The sequence below is a fragment of the Flavobacterium sp. DG1-102-2 genome, from assembly GCF_033042555.1.
Taxonomy (GTDB): Bacteria; Bacteroidota; Bacteroidia; order Flavobacteriales; family Flavobacteriaceae; genus Flavobacterium.
In genome coordinates this window covers 1-12,128 of the sequence record NZ_JAWLIK010000017.1, presented here as the reverse complement: position 1 = coordinate 12,128, position 12,128 = coordinate 1, and the positions used below count along the sequence as shown (strand labels likewise).

The following is a 12,128-nucleotide window of genomic DNA, read 5'->3' as shown; positions in this document are numbered from 1 at the left end:
ATCGTTTCGCATATTTTTATACTGCGATTTACTGCCCCGGCTCCCACTCATAAAAGAACTTCATTTAGGCGGAGGCACGCCTGCTTTCTTTAGCTCCAAAAGAAAGAACCTCTTCCCTTTTTACAATTTGCAACCCACAATGATAACAATGTTGTGTGTTCATATCTGCTCAATTTTACCTGACACAAAATTGCCTTAATTACCTGCAATAAACTATGATATATGTCATGCAGCTTCAGTAAATTTGCATAACCAATTGAGGTAATGATTATGAGTAAGTGTGAACAATGTATCGTTAGGGAATTCAGCTCGCTAAAGGCGCTGAATAAAGAAGAACTGCTCAAAATTGCTGATTGTAAATCATCGTATATCATTAAAAAAGGTGAACCCATTTTTACCGAAGGTGAAAATGTAAATGGCATTTTTTGTATTAAAGATGGCGTATGCAAACTTACCAAACTGAGTGCAAACGGCAACGACCAAATCGTAAAGCTCATTACTAAAGGAGAACTGCTTGGTCAGCGTTCCATGATAAGTGAAGAACCTGTAAACCTTAGTGCCATTGCAATAGAAGATATGGAAGTGTGCTTTATTCCGAAAACTGAGATTATGGGACTTTTTAAACAAAACAACCAGTTTTCTATGAATGTTATGAAAGCTATTTGCGGCGACCTTAAAGACGCCGACGAGCATTTAGTAACCATGGCACAAAAATCAGTTAAGCAGCGCCTTGCAGAAACACTTGTTTACCTCCTTGACACATTTGGCATCAATCCCGATAAAAGCCTGAATATAAAATTATCCCGCGAGGAGATTGCAGGGATGGTAGGCACTGCAACAGAGAGCTGCATCAGGTTATTGTCAGAATTCAATAAGCTGGGTGTCGTAGAACTGTCCGGCAAAAAGATCATTATACCGGACAGGAATAAACTTTTAAAATTAAGCTAGTATCTCCTCCTGACATGGGATGTGCAGAAAAGATACTTTTTCATACAGGTATTGGAATTGTTCCAATATCTCAATTTTTGACTGCGTAAAGAAACCTGATATACTAAATACATTCTTATAGTAGCTGATTCCTTCCAGTAGGTTCTTTTTAAACAAATTCCACTTTTTAACTTGTGCTGAAGTACAGAATCCTGCTGCTGCTTCTATATCTTTTATAAGATAATCTATATATAAAACCAGTTCCTTAATAAACATATTTGGTCGGTATGTAGCTGCAAGTACAGACTTATATCCATAGATATGACATACCATGTCTTTCAGCGAAACCTCCTTATCAAAGTAGGCCATGTTAGGTCCCGGGCAAACAACAACGCCCTGCGCTTCTCCTTTTATTACTATATTGTTCTCAAGATAAGCGGGATTGGCAAGTCCTACACAAAGACACGATTTTACTGTAATATCTTCAACCCTGCTCTCATATTCTTCTATACATAAATTATCCTGCAGTTTTTCCAGCTCATGCAATTTAAGCTGCTGGTATTTGCGTGAAGCTGTGCATATCCCTTTCTCATCAAATTCCCTGCTTAGTGCCAGTAATTTTTTTGGACAGGAACTACCTGCCATGTTGTTATCAATCCTCTGATTTTTTAATTTTTCGTTGGTGGTACCTTTAACGGTATTAAAAGGTACGCCAAGCGGCGAAATATTACTTCTGTAAAAATCATTTTCTTTGGCTTCTGCAAGAAGTTTACGCGTTGCGGGATCTGTAGCTGTCGCTTCGGGTACCAAAAGAAACGGCGATCCCCAGCCGACTGAATCTGCCTCGTAATGTTCCAATAAAAATTCATGCTCCTCAGCTGTACCTACACCACCCTGCACAGTAATCTTAACCTGAGGCGGTTCATGCAATACGATGTCCTTTTGCTGCAGTGCTTTTTGTACCAATTGAAAGGTAGATGTTACAAGTTCTTTTTTTCTGTTCTTAAACTCCTCCATAATAGGTCCAAGAAGCAGACCATCGGTAGCAAAAGCATGCCCACCACAATTAAGTCCCGATTCTATCCTGTATTCTGAAACCCACACGCCTTTCTTAGCCAAAAAACTTCCCTGTATCATTGCCGATCTAAAATCGCTCACCTTCAGGATTATCTTTTTATTTAGTTGCCGCTTCGCATCAGGTAAAAAGTCACTAAATTCTGCTATGTAGCTAAACAATGACGGGTTCATGCCTGCAGACAAAACAAGTGACGAATTTAGCCTGCTATTGGCAAAACCCCTCAATGCTGCGTGGGCATCGTTGTATATAGCTGGTAATGGCATATTTTTATTAAAATTGGTCTTATCTACTTTTGTCATGATATTTACATCGATACTACCGGATTGCAAATGTTCACTTATAAAATTTTTCAGCGAATCAGCCATATCAAGTCCTCCCGATACTATCTCCTGAAATCCTTTTTTAATTTCTGATGTAGAGGGAAGCATCTGCATAAAATTGTCAAGGGAATTTTTACTTTCAGCCAATTCATTACAAAAAGCTTCAAATTTATTTTTTACAAGGGTATCAAGGGTGTTAAGGTAAGCTGTAATACGTTTAGCCCTGTAATCCTGCATTTTTTGAGTAATCTCAGTATATGGAAGGCTGAATTTTTTACTGTAGAAAGCGTGCATTTTTTCGATAAGCTCATCATCTACTATGGATACAACAGAATCTATTCCAAAATGCGCCACACGTAGTGGGCTGTCTATGGTATATGCCAAGCCCATTACGGGAATGTGGAAGTTGTGCAATTTATTATTTATCATATTTCCTGATTAAAAGTAATCTGCAAATATGACACTCTGTGATTATTTAAAACCTGATAAATATCATACAATTAAAGTTTTGGCTTATTAATTAAGTTACGCCTACAGGAATAAACTTATGTTAATTTTGAGAGTGTACAGCACACTGGTGTGTAACTTTATGAGTAATCAACAAACAACAGTAACATGAAGAAATACAAAACGGCCATAGTGGTAGGGAGCCTTAGAAAAGAATCGCTAAACAGAAAGATGGCACAGGCATTCATCAAACTTTCTGCTGAAAATCTGGAAGCAGAAATCGTAGAAATTGGAAATCTTCCTCTATACAACGAAGATCTTGAGGAAAACGTCCCTGAAGCCTGGACAGCATTCCGTAATGCAATGATCACTTTTGATGCCGTTCTATTTGTTACACCCGAATACAACAGATCTGTTCCCGGAGCGCTTAAAAATGCACTTGATGTAGGTTCGCGTCCTTATGGTAAAAGTGTTTGGGACAGGAAGCCCGGAGCAGTAATAAGTGTAAGTCCTGGAGCCATTGGCGGATTTGGTGCTAACCATCATTTAAGGCAGTCGCTTGTATTTTTAAATGTACCTGTATTGCAGCAGCCTGAAGCCTATATAGGCAAAGCTGATAAATTATTTGACAGCAATGGAAACATTAAAAATGATTCAACTACCGAATTTTTGAATAAATTTATTGCCGCTTTTACAAATTGGATAGCCAACAATCAATCGTAAGAGAGATAAACATCCTCAAAACAGCATTTACCAGCCTTCCTTTAAACCATCTTTAAGGGCAGCCTGGTATTTTTCTGTATTAAATTTGTAGAGATTTGGAGCTTTGTGCGCCCCCCCTCCTTTTCGGGGCTCGTCCATTTTATCTAATATATCGTAAGCCGTCATCTTCCTGTAAAAATTACCCCTGTTTAGCTTTTTGCCAAGAATGATTTCATATAGCTTTTGTAGTTCGGGCATAGTGAATTCATCCTGCAACAAATTATAGCCAATAGGCTTGTAGTTTAGCTGCCTTCTTAAGGTAATAAGTGCTTCATCAAAAATCTGGCGGTGATCCATCATCATCTCGGGAATACTGTTTATATCGCACCATTCAGTTACCGATGAAAGTTCATCTGTAACAAGTTCCACCGTAGTATAATCAACAAGGGCATAACACCCTATGGATAAAAATCGTTGTTTATGCCATAGCGTGTCAGGGTAGTCTTTAAAGAATCCTTCACTTCTATTTAGGGATGTGAACACATTAAACTGCTCTAAAAAAATATTTTGTGCTCCTGTACGCTCAAATAAGATACGTCCCGCAGCTGTATTTACATCTTCTTCTTTACCCATATATCCGCCGGGAAGCGACCATAAATCCTGACCTTTTAATTTTAAAAGCAGTACTTTCAGAGCACCGTCGTTAAAACCAAACACAACACAATCAATAGATACAGATGGCATGAATTCTTTCCATGCTGTTTCTGATCTTCTTTCTAATATCTCTCTCAAACTTTCTTCTCTTTCCATTAGTACAAAGGTAGTTAATTACATCTTTCCCTTACATATTAAAATTCTGCCGGTCAATTATTAAATATTAAAACTAATATTGATTTAAAATGAAGCATTAACAAATTATTATCTTATATTTGCATAATGCACTGCTTATCTGTTCATAAGCAGTGTGTGACTGCCAAACCGTAAAGGTTTTGTCGTTAAGTTAAAATTGTTATTTGTTTAAAAACCATCGGCTCCCGGAGTCGATGGTTTTTTATTTGTATTTACCTCTCACATAAAAATACTAAAAATCCTTCTGGCTTCGGCTCAAATCTGTGTAGCATATCTAAACTTACCAAAAATTTAACGATATACCGTCATTCCCTAAATCAACCATAAAACACAAAAAACTGTATATCAATAAGTTATTTGTAAGGCATCGATTTTGGCATATGGTAAATGTTTTGATGAAATAAGTAACAGGCCTGTAGCAATTTCCATTTTAAAGTTTTGCTTTTTGTTTTCTTGTCCCAGTTCAATGTATGGCTGATCACCATATCGCAACTTTGCAATGTAATAACAAAACAATAAACAGCATATTAAAACAAAACAAAAACATTTATCAATAGTAATCACAAATCTTAATCATTATGAAAAACTTATTCTTATCAGTAGCGGCAGTAGTAGTATCGCTTACAGCAGTAGCACAAAAACCGGGAGCGGCATTACTTAGCCCGTCAAACCACGCACTTGTATTAATAGATCATGAGAGCCAGATGGCATTTGCAGTAGGGAGTTCTCCAATAGACCAGCTGCGCAACAACGTAGCGCTTGTAGCGGGTGCATCTAAAATCTTTAATGTACCTACAGTCGTTACGACTGTGGCTGAAAAATCATTCAGCGGACCGGTATTCCGTGAAGTAGAAGAATTCTATCCTCAAAAAACTTCAAATTATATTGACCGTACTTCTATGAACACTTGGGAAGATGTAGCTGCTTATAAAGCTATAACAGGAAAGAACAAAAAGAAACTTGTTTTTGCAGGTTTATGGACAAGCGTATGTATTGTAGGTCCGGCGCTATCGGCTATAGGTGAAGGGTATGATGTTTATATTATAACAGATGCAAGCGCAGACGTTTCTAAAGAAGCTCACGAAATGGCTATAACACGTATGGTTCAGGCAGGTGCACACCCTATGACATCGTTACAATATTTATTAGAGCTTCAACGCGACTGGGCACGCCAGGAATCATACAAAGCGGTAACCGACCTTGTTAAGAAATATGGCGGCGCTTACGGTGTAGGTGTTCAGTATGCTCATGAAATGCTTAAGCATTAATAGCTAAACCTAAAAGGCTGTATGACCGTCGTAAGGAAGCATACAGCCTTTCACTACAACAACACAACTATCATTTTTAAGATTACCATAATGAAAACATTTATACATCTATTCCTGTGCCTGATAGTTACTGCAGCAGTATCGGCACAAAAAAAAGCTGACCTCATTGTGCACAACGCAAAAGTGCATACCCTTGACACTAAAAACACTATTACACAAGCTATCGCTGTAGCCAATGGTAAAATAATAAAGACAGGGACAAACAGCGATATCCTTAAGCTAAAAACAAAAAGTACTACAGTAATTGATGCCAAAGGAAAAACTATTATTCCGGGATTGTTTGATTCGCATATGCACATCATCCGCGGTGGCCGTTTTTTTAATACAGAACTTCGTTGGGATGGCGTCCGCTCATTAAAAAGAGCTTTAGCCATGCTGAAAGAACAGGCACAAAGAACACCTGCCGGGCAATGGGTACGTGTTGTTGGTGGCTGGAATGCCTACCAGTTTGAAGAAAAAAGACTGCCAACCCTTGAAGAAATAAACGAAGCTACAGGAAATGTACCTGCATTTGTACTGCACCTTTACGGCCATGCATATTTAAATAAAGCCGGTATCGCAGCTCTTAAGCTTGATGCCAATACACCTAACCCAAATGGCGGACTTATAGAAAGAGACATAAACGGTAACCCTACAGGCATGCTTGTAGCTGAGCCAAATGCTTTTATTCTTTACTCAACACTTTCTAAGCTTCCTGAACTTACTCCGGACGAAAAAGTAAATTCAACAAAACAGTTCATGAGCGAAATGAACAGGCTTGGCGTAACTGCTATTATGGACGCAGGAGGTGGTTTCCAGAATTACCCTGACGATTACGGCGTAACCACTAAACTTTGCGAGAACAACGAACTTACCATCCGTATGCCTTACTACCTTTTTGCACAGAAAGCAGGAAACGAACTTGCCGATTACACACGATGGATCAGTTCTGTAGAAATAGGTGCCGGCTGCGATATACCTAACGACGGTATAAAGAAATTCGGTAAGATGCCACAAATGGAATACCACGTTCAGGGTGGCGGAGAAAATCTTGTAATGAGCGCGGGAGATTTTGAGAATTTTGATGAGCCAAGGCCGGAACTTAGCCCTGCTATGGAAGGACAGCTAAAATCGGTTTTGTCATTATTGATTAAAAACAGGTGGCCATTTAGGATACACGCAACCTACAATGAAAGCATTAGCCAATTCCTTAATGTTATAGAAGACATAAATAAGGACACTCCTTTAAATGGTTTGTTATGGTTCTTTGACCATGCCGAAACGGTTTCTGAGGATAATCTTAAACGTATCAAGGTGCTTAATGGAGGTATTGCAATACAGCACAGGATGGCTTATCAGGCTGAAGCCTTTATAAAACGTTACGGTAAAACAGCTGCGGCAAACACCGTTCCTCTTAAAAAGATTATGGACATGGGTATTAAGGTTGGCATGGGTACAGATGGTACACGTGTGGCAAGTTATAACCCATGGGTTGGACTATACTGGCTGACTACCGGAAAATCGCTTGGAGGATTAAAATACATGGCAGCTGAAAATATCGTTGACCGTACCACGGCACTTAAACTCTTCACACAAGGCAGTGCACAGCTTATAGATCTTGATAAAGACAGAGGAGTACTTACCGAAAATTACCTCGCCGATTTTGTAATTCTTAGCGATGACTACTTTACAACTGCTGAAGATAACATTCTTACTATGGAAGCTAAGCTTACCGTTGTAAACGGTAAAGTTGTGTATGCCGATAATGACTTCAGGAGTTTTGCAGCTCCACTTCCAAAAGCAATTCCGGCATGGAGTCCTGTAAATTATTTTGGCGGATACCAAAAAAATTAAGCCATGAAAAAAATTATCAAACTTATATTAAGTTCTGACCTGCATTCTACAACCGCAAATTTCGGAATCTTATTCTTTAGAGTTGCCGTGGCTACAGAACTAATTGTGGTACACGGACTCAAAAAAATTGGTATTGGCGTAGCGGTTCCGGAAGACATCCCTAATCCTTTCGGATTTCCGTCAATACTAAATGACTTTTTAGCCATAGCGGCTAATGTTTATTTGCCTGTATTTGTCGTCTTAGGATTATTTACCAGGCTTGCTGCCATTCCCGCGCTGATTGTTACAGCCACCGGATATTTTATTATGCATGGAACTGACTCACTCATAGAGCGGGACATCCCATTCATGTACAGCATCGCTATGCTTACAATAGCAATTGTAGGCGGAGGAAAATATTCGGTAGATGGTTACCTGACGAAGAAATTAAACTAAACGTCATGAAAAAAATACTACTCTGTTTATTTCTGGTATCATGTATATCAGGATGGGCACAGCAACACCCCGGCTTTAAGCCGCTTCGCTTTAATGACGATTTTAGTTACCTGCAAAATGACAGCGTAAAAAACTGGTACGAAAGCATAAAGTATATTCCGCTAAGCACATCAGGTAAATATTATATCTCATTAGGAGGTGAAGCCCGTGGCCAGTACATCAGTACTAAAAATAACAAATGGGGTGATGAACCTGACGCTAAAAATGGCTATTTCTTGTCGCGATATCTTTTTCACACAGATATTCATTTGGGCAATTTAAGAGTATTTGGACAGTTTCAGAGCAGTTTGTCGCATAGTTTGCCAGACCCAAGCCCAATAGATAAAAATACGGCGGAAGTGCACCAGCTTTTTGCAGACTATAAAATTTTGAATACTGAAAATACTCAGTTACTTGCCCGCTTAGGAAGACAGGAAATGCAGTACGGTTCTCAGCGTCTCATAGGTGTACGCGAAAAACCAAATAACAGGCTGGCTATGGATGGTTTAAAATTTATTTTATCAAAGCAAAGTTTCCAGACCGATGCATTTTACATGCAGCCCGTTGCAAATATACCGGGAGCTTTTAATGATGAAATTAACGATAATGCAAAGCTTTGGGGAAGCTACACTGTACTTAATAATATAAAATTCCTGAAAAATATAGACCTGTATTACTTTGGTTTATGGAAAAGACAAGTCAGGATTGATGACGCTACAGGAGGTGAAATGAGGCATACCTTCGGAACACGAGTATGGAAGAACAAAGGGCCTTTTCAATATGACTTTGAAGCCGTTTACCAATTTGGCCGACTGGCAGGTAAAGATATTGCTGCATGGACGGTGTCTTCCAACATCAATTACAATCTGGAAAGTGTAATGTTTAAACCTACATTTGGATTGAAGACTGAAATAATTTCAGGAGATAATAATAAGAATGATAACAAGATACAAACCTTTAATGCCCTATACCCCAGAGGTGCTTATTTTGGCCTCGTTGCCCTTATAGGCCCTGCCAACCTTTGTGACATACACCCGTCGGTAAATCTTGAACTGACTGATGACCTTAGTTTTGGCGTGGATTATGACATATTCTGGAGACTGAGCAATAACGATGGCATCTATGCACCGAATATGCAGTTGTTATATTCCGGTGACGGTACAAACAGCAGTTTTATAGGCACACAATTAGCCGCCGATTTTGAATATAGCCTAAACACATTTGTATCGTTTGCTTTAGAAGGCGCCTGGTTCGGTTCGGGCTCGTTCTTAAAAGAAGCAGGGTCAGGCAAAGACTATTTATACGGAGCGTTTACGACAACTATTAAATTTTAAGCCGATAGATAGATATTACCCACTGAATTAAAATTGAAAAGCCTGAAGGAAACTTCAGGCTCTTTTTTCTGTGCGGATTTTATTTATCTAAACCATTCATAAAATCCAGGATCTCATGGCCTATCTCGTTTGCATGCGTTTCGAGAGCAAAATGGCCGGTATTATAAAATTTAACTTTTGCATCAGGAATATCCCTCTTATACAATTCTGCGCCAATAGGCAAAAAGAAAGGATCTTTATTACCCCAAACAGCAAGTAATTTTGGCTTTTTATTCCTAAAGTATTGCTGGAATTTCGGATACATCGCAACATTGTTCCGGTAGTCCAGCATAAGGTCCAACTGGATATCCAGGTGCCCGGGTTTATCAAGAAAATATTGGTCTAATGTGTAAGCTTCCGGTTCTATTAGCGAAACATCCGCAACACCTTCCTCATACTGAAAACGTGTCATCTTTATAGAGACAAAATCTTTGAGTGCATCACGGTTTTCCTGAGAAGGATCTGCCCAGTACTTTTTTACGTCGCTCCAGGCTGCCCCTAATCCCTCTTCATAAGCATTTCCGTTTTGTGAAATGATACCTGTAATCTTTTCTGGATTAGCCATAGCCAAACGAAATCCTGTTGGTGCTCCGTAATCAAAGACATAAAGAGCAAATCTTTTGAGCTTCAGCGTATCTATCAAGTCCTGCATAGCCTCTGCAAGATTATCGAATGTATAACTATAATCCGTAGCTGAAGGTGAATCAGAATACCCGAAACCAGGAAGATCCGGTGCTATGACATGGTATTTTTCCGCAAGTAGGGGTATAAGATTCCTAAACATAAATGACGATGTAGGATAACCATGTAATAGTAAGATAACCGGTGCATCCTGGGATCCCGCTTCCCTGTAAAAAATATTCATGTCTCCCGCTTTTATGGTACGGTAGTGAATCGTGTTTGATTTCATTAAATTTCCGTTTTTATTATTTATTTGTTTTTGCCCGTATAGCTGACAAAGGCTCATTATTGCTATGAATGTAGCAATCAATTTATTTGGTTTCATTTAACTTGATTTTGATAATACAAATCTACGTTGTACTTTTAATTATTATAAACGATTAATAATTATAAGTAAAATCACAATTAGAGATGAATAGTAATGATTTGAAAATATTTGAAACTGTCGCAGTGACTGCTAATTTCACTAAAGCGGCAGAGATGATGTATACGGTACAATCTAATGTGACTTCGAGAATAAAAAATCTTGAACAGGAATTTAATGCTGTTTTTTTTAAGAGGACTTCCAGATCAGTAGAGCTTACAGAACAGGGCAAACTATTTTTACAATATTGCCGGAGTATAACTCTTCTGACTGAAGAGATTAAAAACGAATTACAGAATGATAAAGAGATATCAGGAAACCTAAAAATAGGGTGTATTGAAACCACAATGGCACTTAAAATACCGGGGTTGATCAATCATTTCACCGATTTATATCCAAAGATAAACCTCAGTTTTAAAGCTGACAATTCCACTAATCTTATTAACGACGTTCTTACATATAAACTTGACGCGGCATTTGTTGTTGCGCCTGTTATAATGCCTGAACTGGATACTGTTAAAGTAAATGTAGAACGACTGGTACTCGTGACTTCTAAAGCTTATAACAATTTAAAGAGCCACTTAAAAAAGGATACTGTAAAAATTGTTGTATTTGACCAAGGTTGCAGCTATCGCGCCCGACTTGAAGTATGGCTTAAGACCAATGGTATTCTAAACTATCAATACACTATTATCAATACCCTTGAAGGCATGATCAATTTTGTAGAAGCAGGTATTGGCATCACACTTTTACCCGAAGATGTAATTAATAAGCTTTATTATAACCGAAATATAAATTCGTTTACTGTTAAAGGAGAACTTGGATTAATGACAACTGTGATAGTATCACGAAATGATATACCAAAATCAAATGCTTTAAAAATATTTACAGAAATGTTTAAATAAAAAAAAGGCTGATTTTCATCAGCCGCTTACGTTTAATCTACCAGCTCAAGATTATCGCTCGGTATTCTGTCTATCAAATAATTATAAGGATCTATACCCGCTTGATATGGCTTTTCTTCAACTGTAAAAGTATAGGTATTGTCTTTTTTATTCACTTTTACCCTTTTGTACGCAAGCACTTTTCCTGCATTCAGGTCATTATCAGGCTCAGTAAATACACCTACATCAATATAATCATTGACAGCTATTGCTGTTTCACGACCCATGCCATCTACCCTGAACTTTTCAGAAGTCGTTTTAAGCGTAACCTCATAACCTCCGTCTACTTTTTTAGAGGTAACCTTTAAAGCTCGGTTAGAGAAAATTGTTATGTTCTCAAACATATCTTTAATCAGGTACTGCATGTCTGGCGGCGTTACTTTTTTAAACTCATTAACCGCAGCAATAGATGTTGAGTACGGCGGATTTTTATAGCCATACTTTTTTACCAGGTTGCTTAGGGTTAGATTAACTTTATCTTCCCCTATCATTTCCTTAAGGTAGTACATCACAACACTCGCCTTGTTATAATGAATGTATTGCTGCCCCTGGGTTTTCATAAGTGTCTCCTCCTCTTCGCTCTCACTGCTGCGTCCGTTAAGGTAGCTATCCATTTCATACTCAAGGAATTTTTTCATTTTGTCCTTTCCATATTCTTTTTCCATAACCATAAGGGCAGAATATTGCGCAATGCCTGCCGGCAGGTACAAGCGATAACTGAACGCTCCTTTTTTGAACTTCAGTCTTCTCTATATTAGGCCTAAAACAAACCGGGCTGCCAATGGCAGCCCGGTTCTTTTGTTCTTTA

At 38.4% G+C, this 12,128-nt stretch carries 12 protein-coding genes; 7 read left to right on the top strand and 5 right to left on the bottom strand.

Going from position 1 to position 12,128, the window contains the following annotated elements:
- Positions 1-270: 270 nt before the first annotated feature.
- A complete protein-coding gene (locus tag R1T16_RS18060; protein ID WP_317502538.1) occupies positions 271-948 on the top strand; it encodes a Crp/Fnr family transcriptional regulator in 678 nt (225 codons plus the stop codon).
- On the opposite strand, the gene R1T16_RS18055 is transcribed toward R1T16_RS18060, so the two are convergent.
- A complete protein-coding gene (locus R1T16_RS18055) occupies positions 940-2,754 on the bottom strand; it encodes a hypothetical protein (protein WP_317502537.1) in 1,815 nt (604 codons plus the stop codon). The two genes, R1T16_RS18060 and R1T16_RS18055, sit on opposite strands and share 9 nt — an antisense overlap.
- A gap of 186 nt (positions 2,755-2,940) precedes the next feature.
- Here R1T16_RS18055 and R1T16_RS18050 point away from each other — a divergent pair, with 186 nt between their 5' ends.
- On the top strand, positions 2,941-3,495 hold the full coding sequence (locus R1T16_RS18050; protein WP_317502536.1) for an NAD(P)H-dependent oxidoreductase: 555 nt from the start codon (positions 2,941-2,943) through the stop codon (positions 3,493-3,495).
- Positions 3,496-3,522: 27 nt separating this feature from the next.
- Here the strand turns inward: R1T16_RS18050 and R1T16_RS18045 are convergent, their stop codons facing one another.
- The gene (locus R1T16_RS18045) at positions 3,523-4,284 is read right to left on the bottom strand and encodes an NUDIX hydrolase (protein ID WP_317502535.1); all 762 of its coding nucleotides are present in this window, start codon (positions 4,282-4,284) and stop codon (positions 3,523-3,525) included.
- A gap of 617 nt (positions 4,285-4,901) precedes the next feature.
- Here R1T16_RS18045 and R1T16_RS18040 point away from each other — a divergent pair.
- Genes R1T16_RS18040 through R1T16_RS18025 form a run of 4 tightly spaced genes read left to right on the top strand, consistent with a single transcriptional unit; the run spans position 4,902 to position 9,292 of the window.
- Complete coding sequence (locus R1T16_RS18040) at positions 4,902-5,591, top strand: hydrolase (protein WP_317502534.1); 690 nt, start codon at positions 4,902-4,904, stop codon at positions 5,589-5,591.
- A 21-nt stretch (positions 5,592-5,612) separates the two neighbouring features.
- Entirely contained in the window at positions 5,613-7,484 is a 1,872-nt protein-coding gene (locus R1T16_RS18035) for an amidohydrolase (protein ID WP_317502533.1), read from the top strand.
- A 3-nt stretch (positions 7,485-7,487) separates the two neighbouring features.
- Positions 7,488-7,919 (top strand): DoxX family protein, encoded by a 432-nt coding sequence (locus R1T16_RS18030; RefSeq protein WP_317502532.1) that lies wholly within the window; start codon positions 7,488-7,490, stop codon positions 7,917-7,919.
- Between the two features lie 5 nt (positions 7,920-7,924).
- Positions 7,925-9,292 carry an alginate export family protein gene (locus R1T16_RS18025; RefSeq protein WP_317502531.1) on the top strand — a complete coding sequence of 456 codons (1,368 nt, stop codon included), beginning with the start codon at positions 7,925-7,927 and terminating at the stop codon, positions 9,290-9,292.
- A gap of 79 nt (positions 9,293-9,371) precedes the next feature.
- On the opposite strand, the gene R1T16_RS18020 is transcribed toward R1T16_RS18025, so the two are convergent.
- Entirely contained in the window at positions 9,372-10,241 is an 870-nt protein-coding gene (locus tag R1T16_RS18020; protein WP_317502530.1) for an alpha/beta hydrolase, read from the bottom strand.
- Positions 10,242-10,423: 182 nt separating this feature from the next.
- Here R1T16_RS18020 and R1T16_RS18015 point away from each other — a divergent pair, with 182 nt between their 5' ends.
- Positions 10,424-11,281 (top strand): LysR family transcriptional regulator, encoded by an 858-nt coding sequence (locus R1T16_RS18015; protein ID WP_317502529.1) that lies wholly within the window; start codon positions 10,424-10,426, stop codon positions 11,279-11,281.
- Between the two features lie 32 nt (positions 11,282-11,313).
- On the opposite strand, the gene R1T16_RS18010 is transcribed toward R1T16_RS18015, so the two are convergent.
- Together R1T16_RS18010 and R1T16_RS18005 are read right to left on the bottom strand one after the other, a co-directional pair.
- Positions 11,314-11,985, bottom strand: coding sequence for a hypothetical protein (locus tag R1T16_RS18010; protein ID WP_317502528.1), 672 nt, complete (start codon positions 11,983-11,985; stop codon positions 11,314-11,316).
- Positions 11,942-12,128, bottom strand: a 187-nt coding sequence (locus R1T16_RS18005; RefSeq protein WP_317502527.1) for a hypothetical protein, incomplete at its 5' end; no start/stop codon positions are given. The genes R1T16_RS18010 and R1T16_RS18005, both read right to left, overlap by 44 nt.

Bases quoted from the DNA above. Each gene is read 5' to 3' on its own strand.
- R1T16_RS18025 (WP_317502531.1), top strand. From the start codon at position 7,925: ATGAAAAAAATACTACTCTGTTTATTTCTGGTATCATGTATATCAGGA.
- R1T16_RS18035 (WP_317502533.1), top strand. From the start codon at position 5,613: ATGACCGTCGTAAGGAAGCATACAGCCTTTCACTACAACAACACAACT.
- R1T16_RS18060 (WP_317502538.1), top strand. From the start codon at position 271: ATGAGTAAGTGTGAACAATGTATCGTTAGGGAATTCAGCTCGCTAAAG.
- R1T16_RS18010 (WP_317502528.1), bottom strand. From the start codon at position 11,985: ATGGAAAAAGAATATGGAAAGGACAAAATGAAAAAATTCCTTGAGTAT.
- R1T16_RS18040 (WP_317502534.1), top strand. From the start codon at position 4,902: ATGAAAAACTTATTCTTATCAGTAGCGGCAGTAGTAGTATCGCTTACA.
- R1T16_RS18050 (WP_317502536.1), top strand. From the start codon at position 2,941: ATGAAGAAATACAAAACGGCCATAGTGGTAGGGAGCCTTAGAAAAGAA.
- R1T16_RS18030 (WP_317502532.1), top strand. From the start codon at position 7,488: ATGAAAAAAATTATCAAACTTATATTAAGTTCTGACCTGCATTCTACA.
- R1T16_RS18015 (WP_317502529.1), top strand. From the start codon at position 10,424: ATGAATAGTAATGATTTGAAAATATTTGAAACTGTCGCAGTGACTGCT.
- R1T16_RS18020 (WP_317502530.1), bottom strand. From the start codon at position 10,241: ATGAAATCAAACACGATTCACTACCGTACCATAAAAGCGGGAGACATG.
- R1T16_RS18045 (WP_317502535.1), bottom strand. From the start codon at position 4,284: ATGGAAAGAGAAGAAAGTTTGAGAGAGATATTAGAAAGAAGATCAGAA.
- R1T16_RS18055 (WP_317502537.1), bottom strand. From the start codon at position 2,754: ATGATAAATAATAAATTGCACAACTTCCACATTCCCGTAATGGGCTTG.